We start from the raw sequence: 26,181 nt of genomic DNA on the forward strand, positions 1-26,181 counted from the left end.
CACCGGACCGTTTCCACCGGGTCCGAGCAGGCGCGAACCGTAATCTCACCGCATGCCACCGACGCGACTGACCCGGATCTGGTTCGGGGTGACGGCCCTCGTGGCCCTGATCGGGCTCGTCACGCAGACCTTCGTCAGCGCCGGTACGCCGGGCCGGTACGCGTCGGCGGGCGGGCGGATCGCGCACATGTTCTCGTACTTCACCATCCAGTCGAACCTGCTGGTGCTGCTCACCGCGCTGGCCTTCGTGGCCGGGCTCCGGCTGACCGGGCTGCCGCGGGTGGTGTGGCTCGACGCGCTCGTCGGGATCAGCGTCACCGGGATCGTCGCCCACGTGGCGCTCGCCGGGCTGCTCGATCTCAGCGGCGCGGCGCTGTTCGCCGACGTCATGCTGCACACGGTGACGCCGATCGTCGCGGTGGTCGGGTTCCTCGTCGCCGCGCCGCGCGGGCTGCGGTGGAGCACCGTCGCCTGGTCGGCCCTCTGGCCCCTGGCGTGGCTCGCGTTCACGCTGATCCGCGGCGCGCAGGGTGGCTTCTACCCGTACCCGTTCGTCAACGCGGCCGAGCTCGGTTACGGCCGCGTCGCCGTGAACTGCGTGCTGATCGCCGTGTTGTTCGTGGCGCTGGCGAGTATCGCGAAGGTCCTCGACAGCTGGCTCACGCGCGCACCCGCCGAAACGCGTTCAGCGGATCGTTGACCCCGGTGTGCGCCAGCGCGCGCCACGCGCCGCGGCGCCGGTCGGCCGGTTTGCCCGCCGCGAGCCGGTGCAGCTGCTGCGTGTGCCACTGCACTTCCAGCAGGCTGTCGGCCAGGCGGATCCCGGTGCGCGGACACAGCCGTTCGGCCCGCACGTCCTCACCGGCGAGCAGCTGCCCCGGCAGCGCGGGGTCGACGGTCATCGGCCGGCCCAGCCCGATCACGTCGAGCGCGCCCGACCGCAGCGCCTCGGCCATGCCGTCGGCCGTGGTGAAACCACCGGTCACCATCAGCGCGACGTCGCTCACCTGCCGGGCTTTCGCCGCGTAATCCAGGAAATACGCCTCGCGCCGCGCGGTGCTCGCGCGGCCGGAGCCCATCATCGCGGCCTTTTCGTAGGTACCGCCGGAAATCTCGAGCAGGTCGAGGCCCGCGTCGCTCAGCGCGCTGACCACGCGCAGCGACTCGTCCTCGTCGAAACCGCCGCGCTGGAAGTCGGCGCTGTTGAGCTTCACCGACACGGGTACGGCGTCGCCGACCGCCTCCCGCACGCGGCGCACGAGCTCCAGCAGGAACCGGCTGCGGTCGCGGCCCCAGGCGTCGTCGCGGAGGTTGGTGAGCGGCGAGAGGAATTGCGAGATCAAGTACCCGTGCGCACCGTGCAGCTGCACTCCGGCGAAACCCGCGTCGACGAACGTGCGCGCCGCGAGCGCGAAGCGGTCCACGATCGTCTCGATCTCGTCGCCGGTGAGCGCCCGCGGCGCGGCGAAGGCCGTGCGCACGCCGCGGCTGCCGAACGGCACGGCCGACGGCGCCACCGGTTGGCGCGAAAGGAACCGCGGGCTCTGACGGCCGGGGTGGTTGAGCTGCACCCACAGCTGGGCGTCCGTGCCGTCGACACTGCGCGCCCACGGCGTGTACTTCGTAGCGTCGGGAACGGCCGGCAGCGCGACGTTGCGGGGTTCACCGAGGGCGGTGGGGTCGACCATCACGTTGCCGGTCACGAGCAGGCCCGCGCCGCCGTGGGCCCACGTGCGGTACAGCTCGGTGAGCTCGCGCGTCGGTGCGTTGCGGCGGTCCCCGAGCTGCTCGCTCAGCGCCGACTTCGCCAGCCGGTGCGGCAACACCGCGCCGCACCGCAGCTCGAGGGGTTCGGCCAGCAGTTCCCCGGTGGGTTTCATCGCGCTCCCGCCTTCGCAGCGAACTTACCGGCGGTAAGGCTACGCGAAAGTAGATAACGGTGCTATCTCGGCTGGACCGGCTCCTGGGCACTAGGGTCTGCAGACCATGACGGCGATAGTGCAGAACCTCGTCACCTCGGGCGTGTTCGAGCTCGACGGCGGCAGCTGGGACGTGGACAACAACGTGTGGATCGTCGGCGACGACACCGAGGTGATCGTGATCGACGCCGCCCACAACGCCGACGCGATCGCCGACGTGGTCGGGGACCGCGCGCTGCGGGCGATCGTCTGCACCCACGCCCACAACGACCACGTGAACGCCGCCCCCGCGCTCGCCGAGCGCACCGGGGCCCCGATCCTGCTGCACCCGGACGACCGCGTGGTCTGGGACCTCACGCACCCCGACCGCGCCCCGGACGGCGACCTCGCCGACGGCCAGACCATCGGCATCGCCGGCACCGACCTCACCGTGATCCACACGCCGGGCCACGCCCCGGGTGCCGTCTGCCTCCACGCCCCGGACCTGGGCGTGCTCTTCACCGGCGACACGCTGTTCCACGGCGGTCCCGGCGCCACCGGCCGGTCCTATTCGGACTACCCCACCATCGTCAGGTCCATCCGCGAACGCCTTTTCCCCCTCCCCGACGCCACCTCCGTGCGCACCGGCCACGGCGAGGGCACCACGATCGGCGAGGAGAAGAACGCGTCGAGCAGCTGGCCCGAAGGCTAGGGGCGCGGCGTCCGGCCGGCACCGCCGGGAATCAGCCGCCGATCAGCCGCGGGGACACGGGTTCGGCGCGCACGCGCGTCTTGGCCTCCGCGGCGAGTCCGCGGGCCCAGTCCTGCAGGCCGCCGACGTCGATCCCGTGCGGCGGCGTGGCCCGGAACGGCTCCAGGTTCGCCGCGCCGCGCTCCAGCAGCGCGACGGCGCCTCTGCCGTTGCCGCGCAGCGCGTGCGTCATGCCGACGGCCAGCTGCGCCAGACCGCGCCAGAGCTCGCGCTCGGGGCCGTCGGTGGCCTTCCAAGCGTCCTCGAACACCTCGTGGGCGTGGAACGGGCGGGCGTTGTCGAGCAGCTGCTGAGCCTCGGCGAGCGTCTCGGCGGGGGTGCGGACGATCCCCTCGGGCTGGCGGGCGACGCCGGACTCGCCGTAGGGCAGGGGGCGGCCGAGGCCGTCGCGCGGGCGGGCGTTGCGCGCTCGGCCCGATTCGTCGCGGTCACGGCGGTTCACAACGGCATTGTTCCACGGGTCACGCCGGGTTCGCGTCCCGCGCGCGAGCCACGTAGTCTGGGGACTCGTGCGCTTTCTCGACGGGCACGTGCCCCCTCACGACCTGACCTACGACGACGTGTTCCTGCTGCCGAACCGTTCGGACGTGGAGTCCCGCTTCGACGTCGACCTGTCCACCGTGGACGGTACCGGTGCGACGATTCCCGTGGTGGTGGCCAACATGACGGCCGTCGCTGGCCGGCGGATGGCCGAGACGGTGGCCCGCCGCGGCGGCTTGGTGGTGCTGCCCCAGGACGTGGACACCGAGGCGGTCGCCGAGATCGTCACCTGGGTGAAGAGCCGCCACACCGTCTGGGACACCCCGCTCGTGCTCACGGGCGGTGACGCCGTGGCCGACGCCCTCAACCTGGTTCACAAGCGCGCCCACGGCGCCGTCGTGATCGTGGACGGCGAAGGCCGCCCGGTCGGCGTCGTCGACGAAGCGGCGTGCGCCGGCGTCGACCGCTTCGCGCGGCTGGCGGAGATCGCGTTGCCCGCGACCGTCGCCGTGCCGCTGGACACGCCGCCGCGCGAGGTCTTCGACCTGCTGCACACCCACGGCGGCCGCCTCGCGCTCGGTCTCGACGCCGACGGCCGCCTCGCCGGCGTGCTGACCAGCGTCGGTGCGCTGCGCGCGGGCGTCTACACCCCTGCCACCGACGCCGGCGGCAACCTGCGCGTGGCCGCCGCCATCGGCGTGAACGGCGACGTGGCCGCCAAGGCGGAGGCCGTACTGGCCGCAGGCGTCGACACGCTTGTCGTGGACACCGCCCACGGGCACCAGGAGAAGATGATCTCCGCGCTGAAGGCCGTGCGCGCGGTGTCGCCCGCGGTGCCCGTGGTGGCCGGCAACGTCGTCACCGCCGAGGGCACCCGCGACCTCATCCACGCGGGCGCCGACGTCGTGAAGGTCGGTGTCGGCCCGGGCGCGATGTGCACCACCCGCATGATGACCGGCGTCGGCCGCCCCCAGTTCTCCGCCGTCGCCGATTGCGCAGCGGCCGCCCGCGAGCTCGGCAAGCACGTCTGGGCCGACGGCGGCGTGCGCCACCCGCGCGACGTCGCCCTGGCGCTGGCGGCAGGCGCCTCGGCCGCCATGGTGGGCTCCTGGTTCGCCGGCACCCACGAATCCCCGGGCGACCTGCGCTACGACGAGCAGGGCCGGCCGTACAAGGAGTCGTTCGGCATGGCGTCCAAGCGGGCCGTGGGCGCCCGCACGCGCACGGACAACGTCTTCGAGCGCGCGCGCAAGGCGCTGTTCGAGGAGGGGATCTCGACGTCGCGGATGGCGCTGGACCCGAACCGTCCGGGCGTGGAGGACCTGCTGGACTCGATCTGCTCGGGAGTGCGTTCGTCCTGCACGTACGCGGGCGCGCGGACGCTGGAGGAATTCCACGAGCGCGCGTTGCTGGGCGTGCAGTCGGCCGCGGGCTTCGCCGAGGGACGGCCGCTGCCTTCCGGTTGGTGAGCTGACGAAGAGGGCCCCTCCCGGCAGGCAGCCGAGAGGGGCCCTTTCACATCGGCTCGATCAGCCGTGGTCCTCCAGCATCTCCGTCACCAGAGCGGCGATCGGCGACCGCTCCGAGCGCGTCAGCGTGACGTGCGCGAACAGCGGGTGCCCCTTCAGCTTCTCGATCACCGCCGAAACGCCGTCGTGGCGGCCGACGCGGAGGTTGTCGCGCTGGGCGACGTCGTGGGTGAGGACCACGCGGGACGCCGTGCCGAGGCGCGAGAGCACCGTGAGCAGCACGTTGCGTTCCAGGGACTGGGCCTCGTCGACGATCACGAAGGAGTCGTGCAGCGAGCGGCCGCGGATGTGGGTCAGCGGGAGCACCTCGAGCATGCCGCGGTCGAAGACCTCGTCGAGCACATCCTGGCTGACCAGCGCGCCGAGGGTGTCGAACACGGCCTGCGCCCAGGGCTGCATCTTCTCGCTCTCGGACCCGGGCAGGTAGCCGAGGTCCTGGCCGCCCACCGCGTAGACCGGGCGGAACACCACGACCTTGCGGTGCTGGCGGCGTTCCATCACCGACTCGAGCCCGGCGCACAACGCGAGCGCCGACTTGCCGGTGCCCGCGCGCCCGCCCAGGGACACGATGCCGACGTCGGGGTCGAGCAGCAGGTCCAGCGCCACGCGCTGCTCGGCGGAGCGGCCGTGGAGGCCGAACGCCTCGCGGTCGCCGCGCACGAGGCGCACGCGCTTGTCGGCCGTGACGCGGCCCAGGGCGCTGGAGCTGCCCGCGAGCAGCCGCAGGCCGGTGTGGCACGGCAGCTCCCCCACCTCGGGCAGGCCGAACTCGACCGGGTCGACGGTGCCGCCCGAGAAGAGCGTGTCGATCAGCTCCTGCGGGGCGTCCACGTCGGCCATGCCCGTCCAGCCCGACGGCGTGACCTCGCCCGCGCGGTACTCGTCGGCGGCCAGACCCACGGCCCCCGCCTTGACCCGCAGCGGGATGTCCTTCGTCACCAGCGTGACCGACGGCCGTTCCACCGCGAGGTTGAGCGCGCACGCGAGGATGCGGTGGTCGTTGGAGTCGGTCCGGAAGCCCACGGGCAGCACCGACGGGTCGGTGTGGTTGAGCTCCACCTGCAGGGTGCCGCCCTCGTCGCCGATCGGGATCGGCGCGTCGAGCCGGCCGTGCTTGAGCCGCAGGTCGTCGAGCAACCTGAGCGACTCGCGGGCGAACCAGCCGAGCTCGGGGTGGTGGCGCTTCGCCTCCAGTTCACTGATGACGACCAGGGGCAGGACGACCGCGTGTTCGGCGAACCGGGTCACCGCCCACGGGTCGGAGAGCAGCACAGACGTGTCGAGCACGTACGTGGACTGCCCGGATTCGGGCGAGATCGAGGCTTTCTCCGGGCCAGAGGCACCGGTCGAAGAACGGCCAGAGGCCTTGCGGGGTGAACGCTGCGCAGTCACGACGGCATCTCCCTCGAGGGCGTGTGCACCCCACGCCCGCACTCGCTGGGCCGGGCACCTCCCCGGTTGGGTCCGCACTCCCCGACGCCGGCTGCGTCAGCGAGTACGGCCACGAGGGCCGGGTGCCGGCCCCCTCGTGCATCGTGTGGACGGCTGTGCCGTCCCCTCGATCAACGCCACGACCAGGGCCTCCCGCGAGGACCCGCACGGAACGCGTGCCCTCACTTCCGGAAGGTACCGACGGATCGCCGATCGTGCAGGCAGCCACACAGGTGATTCGCTCATTCGTCATCTCACCGTCGGTCGTCCGACATCGACATCCCGTCACTGTCACCCTGAGTAACGAGAGTAGCGATCGAGCGATCACGCGGTGGCATGATCATGGAAAAAAGATCACCGAACGCATTCGAGAGATCGGCGCAATGCCTTGTACCACGGGGCGGACCGGAATGCATTTCGCGTCCTGAAGACAGAACCGGACCGGGTGAACCGCGCGAATTCGGCTTCACACAATGGGCGTACCCGGCATTCATTTCGGGCTCGGTGAGGGTAATTTTCTCACTGCGGGACACACCACCGGATACTTCGGTGCCCCGGATCCCAGATATCTCTACCTTGGAGTGTGCGAAGTGCTGAAGAAGGCTGGAATCATCGCCGGTGCCGCCGCGGGTCTGATGATGATCGGTGGCACGGCGTTCGCCTCGCCGGCAGACCACGGCTACACCCCGGACCCGACGTTCGGCGACGCCTACGCGACCTTCATCGAGGGTGGCGGCGCCCTGGGCTACGGCGCGGCCTCCCTGGTCGCCGGTGCCTACACCGGCATCGCCACCACCCCGGCGCTGGTCCTCCACTCGCTGGAGCACCACGGCCACTGAACGTGGTAGCGAGGAAGGCCCCGAAGCTGCCGCTTCGGGGCCTTCCTTCATGTCCGGACCAAGTCAGGTGTGCACCTCTGACGTCCGAGGCACCTCAGGTCCCGAAGCGGCGGTGGCGCCACGCGTAGTCGCGAAGCGCGCGAAGGAAGTCCACGCGCCGGAATGCGGGCCAGTACGCTTCCGTGAACCAGAATTCCGAATGCGCCGACTGCCAGAGCAGAAATCCGGAAAGCCGCTGCTCTCCCGACGTTCGGATAATGAGGTCGGGATCCGGCTGGCCCGAGGTGTACAGGTGTTCCGAGATGTGGTCCACGTCGAGGATTTTCGCCAGCTCCCGGATCGACGTGCCCTCGTCGGCGTGCTGCAGCAGCAGCTTGCGCACGGCGTCGGCGATCTCCTGCCGCCCGCCGTAACCGACCGCGACGTTGACCTCCATGCCCGACCGGTCCTCCGTGCGCGCCGCGGCGGCCGTGAGCTTCTTCGCGACTTCGATCGGCAGCAGGTCCAGCGCTCCCATGATCCGCAGCCGCCAGGGCACCGAGGGCCCGGCGAGCTCGTCGGTGACGTCGGTGATGATCTTCAGGAGTGGCTCGAGCTCGTCGGGGTCGCGGTTGAGGTTGTCGGTCGAGAGCAGCCACATCGTGACCACCTCGACGTCGGCCTCGCGGCACCAGCTGAGGAAATCGGCGATCTTCTTCGCGCCCGCGCGGTGCCCGTCGGCCACGTCGGTGAACCCGGCCTCCCGCGCCCACCTGCGGTTTCCGTCCAGCATGATCGCGATGTGCCGCGGATGGCGACCCCGCGCCTGCTGGATCAGGCGGCGGCCGTAGACGCTGTAGACGACGTCGGACAGGAAAGACCGGAGGCTCACGTCAGCTGAGCGTACGCACCCCTGCGCGAGACGTGTGACGCGCCACGGGGGCTGGCGAAAAACCTACGCTCCCGTAGCCTGGGCCGGGTGAGCGTGACGACCGAACCCCCACCGTCCGGCCCGGCGCCAGTGGACACCCGCCCCCGCCTGCGGGGCCACATCCACTTCTGGTCCTTCTTCGGCGCCCTCGTCGGCGCCGCGACGCTCGTGACGCTCGCCGCGTCGACCGTGTCGCCCCTGGCCGCCCTCGCGACGTCCGTGTACGGCCTGACGGTGCTCGGCGTCTTCGGCGTGAGTGCGCTGTACCACCGCCGCCTGTGGAGCCCGCGCGCCTACAAGTGGATGAAGCGCGCCGACCACTCGATGATCTTCCTCTTCATCGCCGGCACGTACACCCCGTTCACCCTCCTGGCCATGTCGAAACCCACGGGCTACATCATCCTGGCCATCGTCTGGGGCGGCGCGATCCTGGGCGTGGCGATGAAGATGCTGTGGCCGAACGCGCCCCGCTGGCTCGGGGTGCCCATCTACGTGGCGCTCGGGTGGGTCGCCGTCTTCGTCATGCCGGAGCTGGCCCGCAACGGCGGCGTGGCCGCCCTGGTCCTCATCTGCGTGGGCGGGCTGTTCTACACGGTGGGCGCGGTGTTCTACGGGGTGAAGTGGCCGAACCACTGGCCGGAGACGTTCGGGTACCACGAGTTCTTCCACGCGTGCACGGTGTTGGCGGCGGTGTCGCACTACATCGCGATCTGGCTGGTTCTCTACGCGTAGCTCACCGCAGCAACAGCAACACCGCCGCTCCGACGGTCCCCCGGCTGACGAGCACCAGCAGCGCGTAGCGAAGCGTTGTGGCCCAACCGGCTCGGGCGGCGGTGAGCAGGGTCCCCCGTGTGGCTGTCAAGACCAGGACCTCCGGTGGATGCGAACTCCAGAACCCCCCGGGCGAAAGAAACGGTAGCGGCACAACGGAGGCCGGAGCGAGCCGCCGATCAGGTGTCCCCCAGCCGGCTCAGTCCCGCAGCATGGGTGCCGCCAAGAACTGTTCGGGGATCGCGAAAGCATCCACCAGCGTCTCCGCATGAGGGCGCAGCGCCGCGCACAACTCGTTCACCGCGGCGGTCACCGCCTTGGAGCGGGAGACGCTCAGCCGGCCGTGTTCCAGGAACCAGGCGCGGTCGGCCTCGATGGTCGACAAGGCGTACAGGTCGCAGATCCGCGAGAGCAGCTCAGAGGCCTCCGGGTCGGCACAACCCTCGACCGCGCGCGAAAACGCCGACAGCACCAGGCGTTCCACGTGCACGCGCCCCGCAGCGAGGACGTGGTCCTGCGCGGAGTTGAACACGCCGAACGGGTCGTCCGCGGCCTTGCGCAGGCGGTTGGCCACCCCCTCCAGCACGTGCTCCTCCCGGTCCTCGAACAGGCGCAGCTGCCACTCCCGGTCGAAGAGCACATCGGCGTCGTCGGATTCGGTCAGGCGCTCGACGAACACCCGCGCCGAAGTCCGTTCCAGCACCGCGCCCACGAGTTGCTCGGCAACGAACCGAGCAGTCGCAAGTGGACTCAAGTCCTCGAAGTGTTCCTTGTACTTCGTCAGCAATCCCTTGGCCACCAGCTGGAGCAGCACGGTGTTGTCGCCTTCGAAGGTGGTGAAGACGTCGGTGTCGGCCTTCAAGCCGGCCAGCAGGTTTTCCGACAGGTAGCCGGCGCCGCCGCAAGCTTCGCGGGCGGCTTGGATCGTGGCGGTGGCGTGCCAGGTGTTCGCGGCTTTCAGGCCGGCCGCGCGGGATTCCAGTTCGCGTTGTTCTTCTTCAGGAGCGTCGGGAGCGATGTCGTTCAAGGCGGCGACGAGTTCTTCTTGCGCGAAGTGCAGCGCGTACGTCTTCGCGAGCGCCGGCAGCAGCTTGCGCTGGTGGCCGAGGTAGTCGAGGATCACGACCTCCTTGCCGTCCGGGCGCTTGAACTGCCGGCGCTGCGAGCCGTAGCGGATGGCGAGCGCCAGGGCGCGTTTCGTGGCGCTGCCGGCACTGCCGCCGACACTCACGCGGCCGCGGATGAGCGTGCCGAGCATGGTGAAGAAGCGGCGGCCGTCGCTTTCGATGGGGCTGGAATAGGTGCCGTCGGGGGCGACGTCGCCGAAGCGGTTGAGCAGCGCCTCGCGCGGCACGCGGACGTGGTCGAAGGCCAGCCGCCCGTTGTCGACGCCGTTGAGGCCCGCCTTCCGGCCGCAGTCGGAGATCGTGACGCCGGGAATCGGGGCGCCGGAGGCGTCGCGGATGGGGACGAAAAACGCGTGCACACCACGGGAATCCCCGCCCGTCACGAGTTGGGCGAAGACGACGGCGGCGTGGCCGTCACGGGCCGCGTTGCCGATGTATTCCTTGGTGGCGCCCGCATCCGGGCTGTCGATCACGAACTCACCGGTCAAAGCGTCGTAAGTCGCCGTGGTGTGCACGTGCTGCACGTCGGAGCCGTGGCCGTGCTCGGTCATCGCGAAGCAGCCGAGCAGGTCGAGGTCCATGATGCGTCGCAGGTACTTCTCGTGGTGACGCTGCGTGCCCAGCAGCTGAACTGCGCCGCCGAACAGCCCCCACTGCACGCCGGCCTTCACCATCAGTGACAGGTCGCCGAACCCGAGCATCTCGAACGACACCACCGACCCGCCGATGTCGCTCTGCCCGCCGTACGCGCGGTCGAACCCCAACGCCGGCCGGTCGGTGGCGGCCAGCTTGCGCAGCTGGTCGAGCACCTGCGCGCGGTGCGCCTCGACGTCGAGCTCCACCGGGTCCTTGAAGTCCTCGGCCGACATCTGCGCACGCACGCCGACGCGCAGTTCGGCCCAGCGGCCGTCGAGGACGGCGGTGAGCACGTCCGGGTCCACCTTCGCGGGAACGGCAGGGATGTCCACGGCTCCTCCTCGGCTCGGGCTACTCACCGGTAAGCCTGCCCCCGCCACCGCGTCGTCGCAGGTCGAGGTGACAAAGACGACTCGATCGTTTGGCCGGATGCATTCGGGGGAAAGACCGCGCACGACAAGGGACTCCCGCGCCGAAGCACGAGAGTCCCCGCCGCGCCGAAGATCAGCTCAGGTCCGGCCCCTTCGACCGCAGATCGTCGACCTTCGTCATTGCGTCGCGCAATTCGGCCAGCCACGTGTCGGCGTGCTCGCCGACCAGCCGGACCGCCCACGCGAGCGCCTCCGAACGCGAGCGCGCGACGCCCGCCCCGACGAGCGTGTCGAGCACCAGCCGCTCGGGCTGGCGCAGCCGTGTCATCACGGGCGCGGACAGCGTCGTGAACAGCACCTTCGTGCCGCCCAGCTTCGCGCCCCACGCCACCTTGCGCTGGTACCGGTGCTCGGCCTGCCGCGCGATTTCGATGCGCTCGTCGCGCGTCTCCTCGCGGAAGCGGCTGATGCGCCCGTCCTCGGCGGACGCGCGGGCCGCGTCGTCGGCGTAGTCGCCGGTCAGCGCGGGCAGCTCGCCCACGATGACGATCTCCTCGCGGTCGACCGTGATCTCCGGGTCGCCCGTGAACCAGCCGTCCGGGAGGCGCCCGCCGAACCAGGCCGCCGCGTCGTCGGCCGTCGGCACCTCGGCCTGCTGCCAGCCGCCGCGGCCCTTCCACCCTCGTGCCATGTGTCCCACCACCTTGAAGTGCGTGTGCATGCTCGCCTCCGCGATTACATGATTACCTCGCTACTGAAGCTACGCCGAATACACGCTGAGCAGGGCGTTGTTCACCAGGGGCGGAACTTCAGAGCTGCGCGAGCAGGTCGTCGGCCGACGTCACCGGCCGGTCGCACACGTACCCACGGCAGACGTACGCCGCCGCGGCGCCGTCAACGAGCGGGCGGCCGGCCAGCAGCGGCACGCCGGGCGCGTCCGGAGCGCCACCGAGGACCACGCCACCGCCGTGGATCCGCCGTGCGGCCGCCGTGAGCAGAGCGCGGTCGTCCCCGACCACCGCCACCTGCACCGGCCCCGACTGCGCCGCCTCCGCCACCGACAGCCAGTGCCCGGCGAAGCGCGGCGCCCGATCGGCCAGCAGTCCTGCGCGTTGCAACGCCGCGTCCGCCGCGTCGCGGTAGCGGGCGGCCACCTCGTGCCCGGCCAGTGCCGAAGCCGTCAGCAACGCACCCGCAAGCGCCGAGGCACCCGACGGGCTCGCGTTGTCCGTGGGGTCGGAAGGACGCTGCACCAACGTTTCCGCGTCGTCCGCGGTGTCGTGGTACGCGCCGTCGGCGGTCGAAGCGAAGTGGTTGAGCGCCAGGTCCAGCAGCCGCGTCGCCTCCTCGAGCCAGCGCGGCTCGCCCGTGGCCTGGTGCAGGGCGAGCAGGCCGTCGGCCAGGCACGCGTAGTCCTCGAGCACGCCCGCGGGCACGCCGACCACGCCATCGCGCGAACTGCGCCGCAGCCGGCCGTCGACGAGGTGCGTGGCCAGCAGCAGCGACGCCGCATCCCGCGCCAGCTCGATCCACTGTGGACGCTCCAGCGCGACGCCCGCCTCGGCGAGCGCGGTGATGGCCAGCCCGTTCCACGCGGCCACCACCTTGTCGTCACGCGCGGGTTGCGGCCGCGAAGCTCGCGCGGCCAGCAGCGCTGCCCGGACGCGCTCGAACCGCGCGGAATCCTCCGGATCACCCGGCAGCTGCAGCGTCGACGAGCCCTTTTCGAACGTCCCGGACTCCGTCACCGAAAACACCGAAGCCGCCCAGGCACCGTCCTCGTCACCGAGCACTTCGCGCAGCTCGGCGGGCGTCCAGACGTACGTGAGGCCCTCGACTCCCTCGGTGTCCGCGTCGAGCGACGCCGCGAAACCGCCCTCGGCGGTCCGCAGGTCCGTCTCCAGGAACCGGACGATCCCCTCGGTCACCCACAACGCGAACGAAGACCCCCGCCGCGCGAGGTGCGCGTACACCCGCAGCAGCAAAGCGTTGTCGTACAGCATCTTCTCGAAGTGCGGCACGATCCACTGGGCGTCCACGGAGTACCGCGCGAAGCCACCGGCCAGCTGGTCGTGGATCCCGCCGCGCGCCATCGCGTCCGCGGTGGCAGAAGCGAGCGAGAACGCCTCGGCCGAACCGGTGCGCTCGTGGTGGCGCAGCAGGAACTCCAGCACCATCGACGGCGGGAACTTCGGCGCGCCCCCGAACCCGCCGTGCACGGGATCCACCTCGGCGGCGAGTTTCTCGACGGCGCCGGCCAGCACCCCGGCGTCGACCGCGGACGCCTGCAACGGCCCGCTCTGCTCGGTGAGGTGCCCGATGAGCCGCTGCGCGCCCTCGCGCAGGTCCTCCGGCCGCTCGGTCCACGCCTCGGATACGGCGACCAGCAGCTGCCCGAACGACGGCATGCCCGGCCGCGGCGTCGGCGGGTAGTAGGTGCCGCAGTGGAACGGCTCACCCTCGGGCGTGAGGAAACAGGTCATCGGCCAGCCGCCCTGGCCGGTCATGGCCTGGGTGGCGGACATGTAGACCGCGTCGATGTCCGGCCGCTCCTCGCGGTCGACCTTGATGTTCACGAAGTGCGCGTTCATCAGCGCCGCGGTGCCCTCGTCCTCGAAGGACTCGTGGGCCATCACGTGGCACCAGTGGCACGCGGCGTAGCCGACCGACAGCAGGATCGGCACGCCCCGCTCCCGCGCCTCGGCCAGCGCTTCGGGCCCCCACTCGCGCCAGTCGACGGGGTTCCCCGCGTGCTGCAGGAGGTAGGGGCTTGTCGCGTCCGCCAGTCGGTTCGCCATGTCACCAGGGTGGCACGGCGCCGTCGTCAGTCGGACTTGGCCCGGGCCGGGTCGGCGGGCTCGGCCGCCTTCTCCGGCGCAGCGTCCGAATCGGCCGCCGGATCCGATTTCTCCGCGACGACCTCCTCTTCGGGGTCGAAGCTCGCCGGCACCTTCTTCAGGTGCTTGCTCATCGACCGGATGAGGAACGCAACCGCGATCAGGAACAGGATCAGCACCAGCAGGCCGACGGGCGAAGACTTCCCGAAGTCCTCGCCCTGGCCGCCGTTGTCGCCGCTGTCGGGCTGCTGGGCCAGGAACAGGGCCGAGGCCGTCAGCGGGACGACCGCGACGGCCGGCACACCGAAACTCATGGACTCACCTTCTCCTTGATGCCGGCGAACAAATCGTCCTCCGGCAGCGTGCTGTCCACCAGGGAGCGGTTCAGCTCGTACTCCTCGGTCGGCCAGACCTCGCGCTGCATCTCGAGCGGCACCGCGAACCAGCGGCTGGTCGGGTCGATCTGCGTGGCGTGCGCCTTCAGCGCCTCGTCACGCACCTCGAAGTATTCACCGCACTCGATCCGGGTGGTCACCCGCTCCATGATGTCGGCCCGCTCCGGGTCCCAGTTCTTCAGCCACTCCTCGTACGGCGAAGGCAGGCCGGCCTTCCGGAGCGCTTCGTCGAACAGCGTCATCCTGGCCTTGGAGAAGCCGTGCACGTAGTAGAGCTTGAGCGGCTGCCACGGGTCGCCGGCGTCGGGGAAGCGGTCCTCTTCGCCCGCCGCGTCGAAGGCCGCCATCGACACCTGGTGGGTGCGGATGTGGTCGGGGTGGGGGTAGCCGCCGTTCTCGTCGTAGGTGATGAGCACGTGGGGCCGGAACTCGCGGATCACACGCACCAGGGCCTCGGTCGACTCCTCCAGCGGCACGACCGCGAAGGACCCCTCGGGCACCGGCGGCAGCGGATCGCCCTCGGGCAGCCCGGAGTCGACGAAACCGAGCCAGCGGTGCTGCACGCCCAGGATCTTCGCGGCGCGCGCCATCTCCTCGCGGCGGATCTCGGTCATGTTGGAGAGCACCTCGGGCCGGTCCATGGCGGGGTTGAGGATGCTGCCCGCCTCGCCACCCGTGCAGGTCACGACCATGACCTCGTGGCCCTCGGCCACGTACTTCGCCATCGTGGCGGCGCCCTTGCTCGACTCGTCGTCGGGGTGCGCGTGCACCGCCATGAGACGCAGGTTCGAGGCGCGGTCGGTCGTCATCAGCTCGTCAGCTCGCACCATGTTCCGAACGACCCTCTCGTGTCCCGTTATTCCGGCGTACCCCGCCCCGGCTCCACGTCACCGGAACGGCTCGCGGATACTCGAGGACAGGTGGTGCCCCCAGTCGGGCTCCACCCATTGTCCCCGCGGGTACGACAAGAACGACCGGAGGCCCGGACTTGCAGACCGGAGAGACCGCAACCGCCGAGGGAGACGCCCGTCCGGCGCCGCCCGCGGACCGGTACGGCTCGCCCGCCAAGGCCGGGTCGAAGCGCTGGAAGCGCTGGGTTTTCGGCGCGATCGCCGTGGTCGCGAGCTTCGCCGTGGCGTGGATCGCCTACGTCAACCTCGGCGAGACCTCGATCGACGCCGAGCGCGTGGCGTTCGAACCCCGGCCGGGCAACGCGATGGAGATCACCATCAACGTCACGCGTGACGACCCCGACAAAGCCGGGGTGTGCGTCGTGCGGGTGCAGGACAGGTCCGGCTCCGAGAGCGGCCGGAGAGAGGTGCTGGTTCCCGCCGGGGCCGGCCACAGCCGAGTGAGCACGGTGGTGAAGAGCATCGGGGAACCGGTGACGGCCGACGTGTATGGCTGCTCGTACTCCATACCACGTTATATGTCAACCCCATAGCGGCCAACGGGGTGAAATGCGCGGTGGGTGTCCGCGCGGCGAGGAATGGACCGGCGTCGCTGCACCCTGCCGTGATAAGCTGACACACCAGCACGGCCCGAGGCGGGCCGTGTTTTTCCTTTATCCCAGCCGTGCGGGCGCAGTGAGCCCGTGCGGAGGCCGGCTTGAACACCCAAGCCTGGCAGGCCCGACGAGGAGATGGTGACCGTGAGCGACAAGGTGACCTGGCTGACCCAGGATGCCTACGACAGGCTCAAGCACGAGCTCGACGAAATGATCGAGAATCGTCCGGTCATCGCTGCGCGCATCAACGACAGCCGCGAAGAGGGCGACCTCAAGGAGAACGGCGGCTACCACGCGGCGCGCGAAGAGCAGGGCCAGGCCGAGGCGCGCATCCGCCACCTGCAGGAACTGCTGCGGTCGGCGAAGGTCGGCGAGGCCCCCGAGGACGACGGCACCGCCGGCCCCGGCAAGGTCCTCACCGTGAAGTACGCGGGCGACGACGACGAGGAGAAGTTCCTCCTCGCCACCCGCGAAGAAGGGGCCGAGGGCGCGCTCGACGTGTACTCCCCCGAGTCGCCGCTGGGCAAGGCCCTGCTCGGCGCCAAGGAGGGCGAGTCGCGTGAGTACGAGCTGCCCAACGGCCGTACGCAGCAGGTCACGCTGGTCAAGGCAGTGCCCTACAGCGAGGCCTGACCGGTCTTCGCGTACCCGGCTCGCTTGAGCCGGGTACGCGACTAACGTGGTTTCCCCGGACGAGGGAGGCCACGATGAGCGAACCGCTGTGCCGCACGTGCGGCATGCAGTACCCCGAGCCCCGTGACGACTGCCCGATCTGCGAGGACGAACGCCAGTACGTCCCGCTCACCGGGCAGGCGTGGACCGATCTCGCGACGATGCGGTCCAGCGGCGAGTACCGCCCCCGCGTCGAAGAGCAGGGGCCGGGCGTGATCGGCATCGGTTCCGAACCCGGTTTCGCGATCGGGCAGCGGGCTCTGCTCGTCCAGGCCGAGTCCGGCAACTTCCTCTGGGACTGCGCCGCCTACCTCGACGACGAGCTGGTCCGGCAGGTCGACGACCTCGGCGGCATCACCGGCATCGCGATCAGCCACCCGCACTACTACACGACCATGGTCGAGTGGGCCCACGCCTTCGACGTGCCGATCTACCTGCACGAAAGCGACCAGGAGTGGATCGGGCGCCCCGATCCGTCGATCCGGCTCTGGTCGGGTACCACGCTCGACGTCGCCGACGACCTGCGGCTGATCAACCTCGGCGTGCACTTCACCGGCGGCACGGTGCTGCACTGGCCGGCCGGTGAGGAAGGCCGCGGGGCGCTGTTGTCGGGCGACATCGTGCAGGTGATCCCGGACCGCACCCACGTCGCGTTCATGTACAGCTACCCGAACCTCATCCCCGAACGGCCGAGTGTGGTGCGCCGCGCGGCGGAACTGCTGGAGCCGTACGTGTTCGACGCGATCTACGGCGCGTGGTGGGACCGGATCGTGCGCAGCGACGGGCACGAGGTGGTGCAGCGTTCGGCGAAGCGGTACCTGGCCCACGCGCTCGACGCGTTCTGACCGCGCGTTCTAGCCGCGCGCGGTGCGCTCCAGCAGCGGGCGCACGCGGGGTGGCACGGGCGTGGACAGCGCGATCGACGTCGAGGTGCGCAGCACGCCGTCCACGCCGACGACCTCGTCGATCACGCGTTGCAGGTCGTCGTTGTCCCGCGCGACCAGGCGGACGAACAGGTCGCCCTGGCCGGTGGTGGCGTGCACCTCGCACACCTCCTCGATGGCGGCGAGCGCCTCGGCGACACCGCCGCGCCGGCCCTGCGCGATCTCGAGCACGGCGAACGCGGTGAGCCCGTAGCCCATCGCGGCGAGGTCGAGCTCGGGCGGGAAGCCGCCCAGGATGCCGCGCTCGGTGAGCCGGTCCAGGCGCGCCTGCACGGTGCCACGCGCGACACCGAGGCGGCGCGCGCACTCCAGCACGCCCAGCCGTGGCGAGTCGGTGAGCAGCAGCAACAGCCGGGCGTCGAGCGAGTCGAGCACGGTTTCCTCCCTGCGCAGGTTGTCCATGTTGACCGCAGCTTACGGGTTCTTACTGAGCAGATTGTCCAGTGAATCTGGTAACCGTTGCTCACCTTGCCGCAGCGGACCCATGCTTTTCGGCATGACCCACACCATGGATCCGCAGGGCGCACTCGACGACGTCAGCTTCGACCAGCTCCGTCAGCTCGTGGGGCTCGTCGAACACGACGCCAGCAAAGACCCGTTCCCGGTCAAGGCACTCGACGCGGTGGTCTTCGTCGCCGGCAACGCGACACAGACCGCGTGGTTCTACCAGGTCGCATTCGGCATGCAGCTCGTCGCGTACTCCGGTCCGGAGACGGGGCACTTCGACCGCAAGGCGTTCGTGCTCAAGTCGGGCTCGGCGCGGTTCGTGATCACCGGCGGCGTGCGGCCGGACTCTCCGCTGCTCGACCACCACCGCCGCCACGGCGACGGCGTGATCGACCTCGCGCTGGAGACGACCGACGTCGACAAGTGCGTGGCGCACGCCCGCGCGCAGGGCGCGACGATTCTCGAAGAGCCCCACGACGTCACCGACGAACACGGCACCGTGCGGATGGCCGCGATCGCGACTTACGGCGAAACCCGCCACTCGCTGATCGACCGGTCGCGCTACGACGGCGTGTACCTGCCCGGGTTCGAACCGCGCGAGAGCACGGTGACCCGGCCGGAAGGGGCTGGGTCCAAGCCTCTGGCGCCGGCGGGCACGGGAAAACGGCTGTTCCAGGCCGTGGACCACTGCGTGGGCAACGTCGAGCTCGGCAAGATGGACTACTGGGTCGACTGGTACCACCGCGTGATGGGCTTCGTGAACATGGCGGAGTTCGTGGGCGACGACATCGCCACCGAGTACTCGGCGCTGATGAGCAAGGTGGTGTCCAACGGCAACCACCGCGTGAAGTTCCCGCTCAACGAACCGGCCGTGGCGAAGAAGAAGTCGCAGATCGACGAGTACCTCGAGTTCTACGAGGGCGCCGGCTGCCAGCACATCGCCTTGGCCACCAACGACATCATCGCCACGATCACGGCGATGCGGGCCGCGGGCGTCGAGTTCCTGGACACGCCGGACTCGTACTACGAGGACCCGGAGCTGCGCGCGCGGATCGGCGAGGTGCGGGTGTCGATCGAAACGTTGCAGGAGCACAAGGTTCTGGTCGACCGCGACGAGGACGGGTACCTGCTGCAGATCTTCACGAAGCCGATCGGTGACCGGCCGACGGTGTTCTACGAGCTCATCGAGCGGCACGGTTCGCTGGGCTTCGGGAAGGGGAACTTCAAGGCGCTGTTCGAGGCGATCGAGCGGGAGCAGGATCGCCGGGGCAACCTCTAGCGCCCATCGTCACGGCGCCGAATCGGTCACTGTCGGCGACGTTTGTGGCACGAGCGGCCCGTTCGCGACGAAACAGTCGCGTGCGGGCCGCTTGTCGCGTTTTGTGTCGGTGCGGGTACGTACAGTGGGTTTCAGGTGCCGGCGAGACCGGTTGACCCGAGTGGCAAACTGGGCCGATCGGATCAATTCGGGCGGCGCCGGAACCTCAGGCGGACCGGATCCGTCACTGTGGGGAAGTCGCTTCGAGAGGATGGGGGCCCGATGGCGGACGGCGTCGACGCCAGCCAGCGGATGGTGGACGGCTGGACGCGGCAGCTGCAGGAGACGGCTGCGCGCTACCAGGCGATGGCCGATCGCATGCAGGGCCAGACTGTCACCGAGCGAGCGAAGGACGGCTCGGTCACGGTGACCGTGGATGCCAAGGGGCTGCTGAAGAATCTGGTGATCGCGGAGTCCGCGGCCGGCAAGCGGATGGCCGAGGTCTCGGCGCAGGTGATGCAGCTCGTGCAGAAGGCGCAGGCGCGGATTCCCGAGCTGCTGCAGCAGGTTGCGTCGGAAACGCTGGGCGCCGGTGCCACGGGCGACAAGCTGGTGGAGGACGCGAAGAGCACGTTTCCCGCGCCGCCGCCGGAAGAGCCTCCGCCACCGGCGGCGCCGGTGCACCGCTTCGGGCCTGAGGACTCCGATCCGCAGCCTCCACCCGTTCCTTCGCGGCAGGCAGCGGCTCCGCGGCAGGCAGCGCCTCCGCCGCCACCGCCGCCGCGTCGTCGCCGGGCCGAGAACTCCGACGATGACGACGACTTCGGCGGCTCCATCCTGTCCTGATCCCGTTCCACCGCAGCCATCCTGGGGGATGAAAAACCTTGGCATCCAACGGATACGAGGTCGGTAGCGACCTCGAGGCACACGCGCGCCAGCTCGATGGAATCAGCGACGGGCTGCGCCAGGCCGTCGACGCGGCGCAGCAGGTCAGCATGCCGCAGGACGCCTACGGCATCCTCTGCCAGCCGTTCCGGGCGATGCTCGACCCGGTGGAGGAGTTCGGCGTCAACGCGTTGCAGAACACCGTCACGGCGATGGACGCGCAGGCGCAGAAGGTCCGCAACGCCGCGCAGGCGTACCAGACCTACGAAACCGGCACGACCGACGCCATCGCCGCCACGAAGGTGCCCGACTGATGGCCGAGGGAAATCCGCTCGTCGCGCAGGCGAAGCAGGACGGCGACGGCCCCGGGCCGCTCACGGCCGGCAACGGCGACTACGGCTACGCCACGGGCATCGGCGTCGCCGAGTCGGCGATGGACGCGTTCAACGGCATCAAGGACGGCGACTGGGTCTCGGGCGGCCTCGGGGTGCTGAGCCTCGCGGGTGAGATCGCCGGCGCGGCGATCGACCCGTTCGGTTATCTGATGTCGTCGGTGGCGTCGTTCCTGATGGAGCACGTGCAGCCGCTGAAGGACATGCTCGATTCGGTGGCGGGCAACCCGCCGGTGATCCAGTCCTATGCGGACACCTGGGGCAACGTCGCGAAAGCGTTGCAGGACCGGCAAGCCGATTACACCAACGCGGTCAAGACCGACACCGCCGAATGGACGGGCGACGCGGCCGACGCGTACCGCAAGGGTGCGGCGGAGTGCGCGGAGGCCCTCGGCGGGGCCGCGACGGTGGCGAGTGCGATCGGCACCGTCACGATGATCATGGGCCAGGTCGTGTCGTTCGTGCGGGAGACCGTGCGGCAGCTGATCGCCGACCTGGTCGGCAAGCTGATCTCGTGGGTGATGGAGGAGGTCTTCTCCCTCGGCTTCGGCACGCCGCTGGTGGTCGCCCAGGCGGTCACGGCGATCTCCAAGTGGGGCGAGAAGATCAGCGGCCTGCTGACGAAGCTGTGCGACACGATGCGGCGGGTGTCGCCGCTGCTGGGGAAGCTGGCCGACGTCTTCACGAAGATCATCAAGATCCTGGGCAAGCTGGCCGGCAAGGTCACGGGACTCGACGTGATCAGCACGAAGAACATCAAGGCCGGTGGGTTCGCGCACCACACGGGTGGCGGCGGTTCGGGTGGTGGTGGGCACCACGGCGGTTCCGACGGTGACGGGGACTCACCCGGTGGCGAGGGTTCCGACAGCCCGGATGGCTCGCAGTCCGGTGACTCCGACGCTGACAATGCCCACTCCGGCGATCCGGACTCCGGCAGTCCATCCTCCGACGACCCCGGCGGCTCGCACTCCGGAGAGGGCGACTCGGCTTCGTCGAGCCCGGATGGCGGTGCTCCCTCCACAAGGGACGGTTCTGCCGACGGCTCATCACGCCGCAGCACGGGCAACGGGACCCACAACGGCGACCCGGATGGGGCCGGCGGCGGCTCGGCGTCGGCGTCCGGCGGCGATTCGCCCTCCCCCGGCAGCTCCGCGCCACACAGCACGAGCGGACCGTCGGGTGGCGGGTCGCCGGGTCACGCCGGCTCCTCGGCGAACTCACCGAGCCACGCGGGCAGCTCTTCGCCGTCGGGTTCTTCGTCGTCCGGTGGCGGCAGTTCCGCGCCCTCGCACACGGGTGACGCGCCGAGTGCCCACACCGGTGACGCGCCGAGCACGTCCCACGCGGGCGGCTCGCCCTCCGGTGGCTCCGCGCCCCACCACGCCGGCGGAGCACCGGCCCATTCCGGCGGTGGCTCGTCCGGGAGCAGTTCACCGTCTCCACACTCGAGCTCGGGCGACAACTCGACGTCGGCATCGGGCTACGCGCCGCCGAAGGTCGACGAGCCCGCCGCGCCCGGCGCACCCGCTCCGCGCACCGGTGATGGCGCCGGGCCGGCGGGGTCCGGCACACCGAACCAACCTGTCGCGGGTGGCCTGCCTCCGCAGGGTGGTGGCGCGCCGGCGGGTTCGCCTTCGAGCGGCGTTCCCGGCACTACGCCGGGAACTCGGCCCGGCAGCGGTGGCGGTTGGACCGGCACGCCGGGCAGCCCGGGCGCGCGCACTCCGGAACCCTCAGGTCCGCGCACCGGGCCCGATCGCGGGCCCTCGTCTCGGCGGCCGGGTGAAGCTCCTGAGCCGTCGTCGCGGCGGCCCGACCCGGGTTCGCCGCGCCGTTCGAGTGACCCGGCCCCGCACTCGCCGCATAGCCCCGACGGCTCGCGGCGCCCAGGCGATCCCGCCACCGGCGGCCCGCGGCGGCCGAGTGACACCCCGGAGCCCGTCGCGCGCGGCGGCTCGCCGACGGCGACCCGCCCGGAAGTCGACAGTCCACACCGGACTCCCGACGGAAAGCCCGGCGACCGGACCTCGCACCACGGAGAGCCGGAAGACCGCGCGCCGCACCACGACGAGCCCGAGCACCACGACTCCACCGTCCAGGGGGACCACCACGACACTCCCGGCCACGACACACCCCAGGACATCGGTCCGCACCACCACGACGACGAGCCCCTGACCCCGGACGAGGTCAACCGGCACCACTCCGAGAGCACCCCCGCCGGCAGCTCGTACCACCGCGGCGACACGGAGCTGGGGGACCTGCCGCACCGCGTCCAGCCGGACCCGGACGGACGCTACACCGTCGATGTGCACGTGACGTCCGATGGCCACGCGCGTATCGGCGACCGGCGCTACACGCCGGAGGAGTTCGCCGACGTCCTGCGCCACAACGCGGACTACGACGGCCGGCCCCTCCGGCTGATCGGCTGCGACGCGGGTTCCAACGACTTCGCCAACCGGCTTTCGCGGGAGCTCGACACCGACGTCATGGCGCCGACCAAACCGGCGTGGACCGACTCGAACGGCCGGGTCTTCTCGTCGGACTACGAGATCGGCCCCGACGGCCGGATGCGGCCGCGGATCCCGCCGGACGGCGAGTGGAGCGTGCACCACCCGGACGGCACGTCACATCACGCGGGCCAGGACGGGTTCGCGCCGGATTCGCACCACCACGACCCGGGTGACATCGACGCCGACAGCGCCCACGCGCGGGGTGACGACGTCAACGGCGGTGTCCCGGAGGAGGAGTTCGCCCCGCCTCCGGCGACCCGCACGTACAACCCGGACTCGCCGGAGTTCGACCGGCGGTTCGTGAACTGGGACCGGCCCGACGACGCCGAGTTCACCGGGCCGCGCCACCGCGAAGGCCACCCGGACATCGACTCGCCGCGCGATCTCGACGACGTGCCCGCCCGCACCAGCAACGCCGATCCGGCGCCCGACGGGGTGCCGCAGCCGCTGCACGGTGAGCGTCCGCTGGCGGGCAACGCGGAGTACCACGTGACCTACGAAAACGGCTCGAGCACGCGGTTCTACACCGACGCCGACGGGCACGTCACGCACGTCGAGGCGACGCCCGGCACGTCGACGCCGAACCACAACCCGGACCTGCGCTACCCGCTGATCCCCGGCGCGCAGTACCGCGTGCCGAACTTCCACGACCCGGACAAGGCGTGGACGTTCCACATCGGCGACAACGGCAAGCCCGACGCGATGACGGGCGACCCGAGCTTCGACGGCCGCAACGACACCTACCGCGACACCAACTCCCAGAACCGTTCCGGCGGCGAGGGCAAGGAGGCGTTCGCCGACCACCCCGAATACGGTGACAAGTACGAGAAGGTGCGCTGGGCCGGCGGCCACCTCGCGGCCAACGAGATGGGCGGCCCGGGTGAGTACGTGAACATGCACCCGCAGATGGCGGCGTCCAACAGCGGCAACTACCGCGACGGCTGGATCCACGAGGCGTCGTGGCGCAACCAGGAGACGGAGCTCGGTAAGTTCGCCAACACCGAAGGGCAGGACATCCAGAACTACCAGGTCGCCATGCACGGCGACAGCAATGGTGTGCCGGAGAGCGTCACCATGCGCTGGCAGGAGGTCGTCTACAAGACCGACGCGAGCGGGCACGTGGTGCTGGAGAACGGAAAACCCGTCGAGATCTCACGCGTGACCAAGGAACGCGAGTTCCCGAACAACCCCGCGGACATCAACTTCGGAAAGAACAGGCAGTACAGTGACCGATCCCGTTCCCGCTGAGATCGCCGCCGCGCTGGCCGGTGCGGCGCCGCCCGGGTGGGCGGAGATCGCGCTCACGGTGTCGGCGACCGTGGTGGCCAACGACTTCGCCCTGCAGGTGAAGCTGAGCGACGGCACCCCCGGCTCGATGGAGCTGCCCGCGCCGGTGAAGGCCGCGTTCCGCGCGCTGCGCGACGACATGTACGAACCCGGCCGGGGCACGTGGTTCTCCGCGACTGTGGTGCTTCGCCCGGACGCCGAGCCGCAGTTCTCCTACCACCTCGACGAGGACCCGAACTGGTGGCCGCCGCTGCACCCCAGCGCGTTCACGCGCGACCTGGAGGCGTACCCGCGCGACGACGAGCACGTGCCGCCGTGGCTGCGGAAGCTGCTCGACGAGGGCGGCGAGCAGGAGCGCTCGCGGGCCCAGGAGTGACCGCGGGGCCCGTGCCATGATGGGCCCCGCCCGAAAAGTCCGAACGATTCAGGAGGACACCACCGATGCCGTTCAAGTGGCCGCAGCTGGACCCGACCCAGCAGAACGAGCTGCTGGGTGAGATCACCACGGCCGTGGTCGAGGCCGTGCCGGCGGGCTGGCAGCAGGTGATGATCGACTTCCGCATGGTGGGCCGCAACGTCGACGCCGCCGTCGGGGTGAAGGACCCCAGTGGCACGTTCCGGCCGTGGGACCCGCCGGTGGACGTGTGGAAGCTGTTCCAGCGCCTGCGCGGCGGCATGTACACCGAGGGCGAGGGCACGTGGTTCTCCGCGCGCTTCGGCATCGAGCCGCCGAGCCGCTTCACGATCCAGTACAACTGGCGCAACGAGCCGGACTTCGACCCGTACCCGCCCGCCGAGCAGTTCGCGATCGAGCAGGAGCGGTTCCCGCGCACCGAGGAGTTCATGCCGGACTGGTTCCGCGCGCGCCTCGCCGCCGCCGGCAACTGACCACGTCGGGGGAACCGCATGAGCCAACCGCCGGTGCCGCTGACCGCGGCCCAGCAGCAGGACCTCGTCCAGCGCATCGGGCGGGCGTGCGCCTCGGCCACCCCACCCGGCTGGCGCCGGCTGCGCGTCGAATACCGGGCCGCAGGCCGCCACGTCGAGGCCGACGTCTTCACCACGGCCCCGGACGGGCGCGACTACCCGGCCCGCCCCCACCCGGAGGCCGTCCGCCTCCTCGGCGTCCTGCGCACCGGCATGTACCGCCGCGGCCGCGGCACCTGGCTCTCCGCGACCCTCCTGTTCACGCCCCAGGCACCACCACATCTCGACTTCCGCCCGGACGTCGAGCCCCTCTGGCGCCGCCCACCCCCGCCGCTCGGTTTCCAGGACGAGCTGCGGTTCTTCCCGCGCTCGGAGGCGTTCATCCCGCCTTGGCTGCACACTCGAGCGGGCTTGCCACCGCTGCCGGCACCGTGGACACCGGACCTGCCGCCTCCTGCTGCCGCACCGCAACCCGGCCCCGCGGACGCGCCGGGATCAGCCGCGGCGGTAGCCCACGCCGAGCCCGCGACACCCGTCGACGGCGCCACCCCGCCGCGCGGCAACACCGCACCGCCGCAAAGCTCGACACCGCCCGTTTCGCCGGCACCCGACCCAGCCGCACCGCGCCAGGAGGCCGGGCCCGCCATACCGGCGAGTGGCGAAACAACCACGGCGGCAGACGGCGGTGCAGCGCCCGAGGCCGCGGTGCGAGACACCGTCCTGGCCGATGAAACCGATGCGGCGGGTGAGGCAGCCTCGTTCGAGGGTGCGGCCATCGCGCCCGTGGAGCGGGACACCACGGCCTCGGTCGCCGCGGTCGGCACAAGCGGCGCCGCATCGCCGCAAAACGCTGCTGCCTCAGTGCAAAGCGGCGCCGATCCCGCACCGCAAGACCCGACGACGGAGGCTGTCCCCGCGGCGGAAAGCGGCGCTATGCCTCCGGCTGTCGCGGATCCGCCCGCGGCCACGGCGGCCGAGATGCGGACCCCGCGCGTGTACGACGGGCTCGACGAATCCGGGCAGCCCGTGGTCGAGCGTGAGCCGTTGCCCGAAGGTGAGCGTGAGCGCGTGTTGGCGTACCTGGAGTCGGCGCCGGTGGTGCTGGCGTCGCGGAGTTTCGATGTCGACGCGTTCGATCCGGAGCGCACGGACGTGGTGCCGCTGACGTTCCGGACCGACGGGAGCTGGGTGTGGCCAGGGGCGGTCGCGTACTACCTGCGGGAGCACGCCCTGGCGCCGGACCCGGATCTGGTGAGGCACATCCGGGGCCGGCGCTTCGCGGTGCCCGAGGTCGGGGAGCCCGCGCGCGAGCTGGCGCTGGCGGCGGTCACCGGCGCGCAACCAGTCCACTGAGGA

At 70.8% G+C, this 26,181-nt stretch carries 25 protein-coding genes and 1 pseudogene; 15 read left to right on the forward strand and 11 right to left on the reverse strand.

Annotated features, from left to right (window positions below; translation table 11 throughout):
• The first annotated feature begins 52 nt into the window (after positions 1-52).
• On the forward strand, positions 53-700 hold the full coding sequence (locus ACWEOE_RS24500; protein WP_452012794.1) for a Pr6Pr family membrane protein: 648 nt from the start codon (positions 53-55) through the stop codon (positions 698-700).
• Here ACWEOE_RS24500 and ACWEOE_RS24505 read toward each other — a convergent pair.
• The gene (locus tag ACWEOE_RS24505; protein WP_452012795.1) at positions 660-1,880 is read right to left on the reverse strand and encodes an NADH:flavin oxidoreductase/NADH oxidase family protein; all 1,221 of its coding nucleotides are present in this window, start codon (positions 1,878-1,880) and stop codon (positions 660-662) included. The two genes, ACWEOE_RS24500 and ACWEOE_RS24505, sit on opposite strands and share 41 nt — an antisense overlap.
• A gap of 106 nt (positions 1,881-1,986) precedes the next feature.
• On the opposite strand from ACWEOE_RS24505, the gene ACWEOE_RS24510 reads away from it, so the two are divergent.
• Positions 1,987-2,610: an MBL fold metallo-hydrolase gene (locus ACWEOE_RS24510; RefSeq protein ID WP_452012797.1), complete on the forward strand. Its 624-nt coding sequence runs from the start codon at positions 1,987-1,989 to the stop codon at positions 2,608-2,610.
• A 31-nt stretch (positions 2,611-2,641) separates the two neighbouring features.
• On the opposite strand, the gene ACWEOE_RS24515 is transcribed toward ACWEOE_RS24510, so the two are convergent.
• Positions 2,642-3,112: a DUF309 domain-containing protein gene (locus ACWEOE_RS24515; RefSeq protein WP_452012798.1), complete on the reverse strand. Its 471-nt coding sequence runs from the start codon at positions 3,110-3,112 to the stop codon at positions 2,642-2,644.
• Between the two features lie 67 nt (positions 3,113-3,179).
• Between ACWEOE_RS24515 and guaB1 the strand changes: the two genes are divergently transcribed.
• Positions 3,180-4,619 carry a GMP reductase gene (gene guaB1 / locus ACWEOE_RS24520; protein WP_452012799.1) on the forward strand — a complete coding sequence of 480 codons (1,440 nt, stop codon included), beginning with the start codon at positions 3,180-3,182 and terminating at the stop codon, positions 4,617-4,619.
• Positions 4,620-4,679: 60 nt separating this feature from the next.
• Here the strand turns inward: guaB1 and ACWEOE_RS24525 are convergent, their stop codons facing one another.
• Positions 4,680-5,966, reverse strand: coding sequence for a PhoH family protein (locus tag ACWEOE_RS24525; protein ID WP_452012848.1), 1,287 nt, complete (start codon positions 5,964-5,966; stop codon positions 4,680-4,682).
• Between the two features lie 734 nt (positions 5,967-6,700).
• Here ACWEOE_RS24525 and ACWEOE_RS24530 point away from each other — a divergent pair.
• Complete coding sequence (locus tag ACWEOE_RS24530) at positions 6,701-6,949, forward strand: hypothetical protein (protein WP_452012800.1); 249 nt, start codon at positions 6,701-6,703, stop codon at positions 6,947-6,949.
• 94 nt (positions 6,950-7,043) lie between these two features.
• Here the strand turns inward: ACWEOE_RS24530 and ACWEOE_RS24535 are convergent, their stop codons facing one another.
• Positions 7,044-7,820, reverse strand: a complete 777-nt coding sequence (locus tag ACWEOE_RS24535) for an isoprenyl transferase (protein ID WP_452012801.1) — start codon at positions 7,818-7,820, stop codon at positions 7,044-7,046.
• Between the two features lie 129 nt (positions 7,821-7,949).
• On the opposite strand from ACWEOE_RS24535, the gene trhA reads away from it, so the two are divergent.
• Positions 7,950-8,591, forward strand: coding sequence for a PAQR family membrane homeostasis protein TrhA (gene trhA, locus ACWEOE_RS24540; RefSeq protein ID WP_452012850.1), 642 nt, complete (start codon positions 7,950-7,952; stop codon positions 8,589-8,591).
• A 1-nt stretch (position 8,592) separates the two neighbouring features.
• On the opposite strand, the gene ACWEOE_RS24545 is transcribed toward trhA, so the two are convergent.
• The 6 genes from ACWEOE_RS24545 to mca form a co-directional block, all read right to left on the reverse strand.
• Positions 8,593-8,721 (reverse strand): hypothetical protein, encoded by a 129-nt coding sequence (locus ACWEOE_RS24545; protein WP_452012802.1) that lies wholly within the window; start codon positions 8,719-8,721, stop codon positions 8,593-8,595.
• Positions 8,722-8,829: 108 nt separating this feature from the next.
• A complete protein-coding gene (locus ACWEOE_RS24550; RefSeq protein ID WP_452012803.1) occupies positions 8,830-10,725 on the reverse strand; it encodes an acyl-CoA dehydrogenase family protein in 1,896 nt (631 codons plus the stop codon).
• A gap of 172 nt (positions 10,726-10,897) precedes the next feature.
• Entirely contained in the window at positions 10,898-11,455 is a 558-nt protein-coding gene (locus ACWEOE_RS24555; RefSeq protein ID WP_452012805.1) for a hypothetical protein, read from the reverse strand.
• Between the two features lie 118 nt (positions 11,456-11,573).
• On the reverse strand, positions 11,574-13,562 hold the full coding sequence (locus ACWEOE_RS24560) for a thioredoxin domain-containing protein (protein WP_452012807.1): 1,989 nt from the start codon (positions 13,560-13,562) through the stop codon (positions 11,574-11,576).
• A gap of 26 nt (positions 13,563-13,588) precedes the next feature.
• Positions 13,589-13,915, reverse strand: a complete 327-nt coding sequence (locus ACWEOE_RS24565; RefSeq protein WP_452012808.1) for a hypothetical protein — start codon at positions 13,913-13,915, stop codon at positions 13,589-13,591.
• Positions 13,912-14,826, reverse strand: a complete 915-nt coding sequence (mca, locus tag ACWEOE_RS24570) for a mycothiol conjugate amidase Mca (protein ID WP_452012810.1) — start codon at positions 14,824-14,826, stop codon at positions 13,912-13,914. The genes ACWEOE_RS24565 and mca overlap by 4 nt, the downstream gene beginning before the upstream one ends.
• 158 nt (positions 14,827-14,984) lie before the next feature.
• Here mca and ACWEOE_RS24575 point away from each other — a divergent pair, with 158 nt between their 5' ends.
• The 3 genes from ACWEOE_RS24575 (at position 14,985) to ACWEOE_RS24585 (ending at position 17,020) form a co-directional block, all read left to right on the forward strand.
• Positions 14,985-15,440, forward strand: coding sequence for a DUF4307 domain-containing protein (locus ACWEOE_RS24575; protein ID WP_452012811.1), 456 nt, complete (start codon positions 14,985-14,987; stop codon positions 15,438-15,440).
• A gap of 198 nt (positions 15,441-15,638) precedes the next feature.
• A complete protein-coding gene (greA, locus tag ACWEOE_RS24580; protein WP_360594206.1) occupies positions 15,639-16,136 on the forward strand; it encodes a transcription elongation factor GreA in 498 nt (165 codons plus the stop codon).
• Positions 16,137-16,210: 74 nt separating this feature from the next.
• Positions 16,211-17,020: an MBL fold metallo-hydrolase gene (locus ACWEOE_RS24585; RefSeq protein ID WP_452012812.1), complete on the forward strand. Its 810-nt coding sequence runs from the start codon at positions 16,211-16,213 to the stop codon at positions 17,018-17,020.
• 9 nt (positions 17,021-17,029) lie between these two features.
• On the opposite strand, the gene ACWEOE_RS24590 is transcribed toward ACWEOE_RS24585, so the two are convergent.
• Positions 17,030-17,521, reverse strand: a complete 492-nt coding sequence (locus tag ACWEOE_RS24590) for an Lrp/AsnC family transcriptional regulator (RefSeq protein WP_452012813.1) — start codon at positions 17,519-17,521, stop codon at positions 17,030-17,032.
• A 94-nt stretch (positions 17,522-17,615) separates the two neighbouring features.
• On the opposite strand from ACWEOE_RS24590, the gene hppD reads away from it, so the two are divergent.
• From hppD to ACWEOE_RS24625, 7 genes and pseudogenes are all read left to right on the forward strand, one after another.
• A complete protein-coding gene (gene hppD / locus ACWEOE_RS24595; RefSeq protein ID WP_452012815.1) occupies positions 17,616-18,845 on the forward strand; it encodes a 4-hydroxyphenylpyruvate dioxygenase in 1,230 nt (409 codons plus the stop codon).
• 261 nt (positions 18,846-19,106) lie between these two features.
• Positions 19,107-19,670 (forward strand): YbaB/EbfC family nucleoid-associated protein, encoded by a 564-nt coding sequence (locus ACWEOE_RS24600; protein ID WP_452012816.1) that lies wholly within the window; start codon positions 19,107-19,109, stop codon positions 19,668-19,670.
• A gap of 38 nt (positions 19,671-19,708) precedes the next feature.
• Positions 19,709-20,023: a type VII secretion target gene (locus ACWEOE_RS24605; protein ID WP_452012817.1), complete on the forward strand. Its 315-nt coding sequence runs from the start codon at positions 19,709-19,711 to the stop codon at positions 20,021-20,023.
• The gene (locus ACWEOE_RS24610) at positions 20,023-23,859 is read left to right on the forward strand and encodes a hypothetical protein (protein WP_452012819.1); all 3,837 of its coding nucleotides are present in this window, start codon (positions 20,023-20,025) and stop codon (positions 23,857-23,859) included. The genes ACWEOE_RS24605 and ACWEOE_RS24610 overlap by 1 nt, the downstream gene beginning before the upstream one ends.
• Complete coding sequence (locus ACWEOE_RS24615; RefSeq protein ID WP_452012820.1) at positions 23,837-24,274, forward strand: hypothetical protein; 438 nt, start codon at positions 23,837-23,839, stop codon at positions 24,272-24,274. The genes ACWEOE_RS24610 and ACWEOE_RS24615 overlap by 23 nt, the downstream gene beginning before the upstream one ends.
• 65 nt (positions 24,275-24,339) lie before the next feature.
• Positions 24,340-24,786, forward strand: a complete 447-nt coding sequence (locus tag ACWEOE_RS24620; RefSeq protein WP_452012822.1) for a hypothetical protein — start codon at positions 24,340-24,342, stop codon at positions 24,784-24,786.
• A gap of 975 nt (positions 24,787-25,761) precedes the next feature.
• Positions 25,762-26,178 (forward strand): annotated as a pseudogene (locus tag ACWEOE_RS24625) (ferredoxin); the annotation flags it as partial.
• Between the last annotated feature and the right edge of the window lie 3 nt (positions 26,179-26,181).

Source organism: Amycolatopsis sp. NPDC004368, from assembly GCF_053602515.1.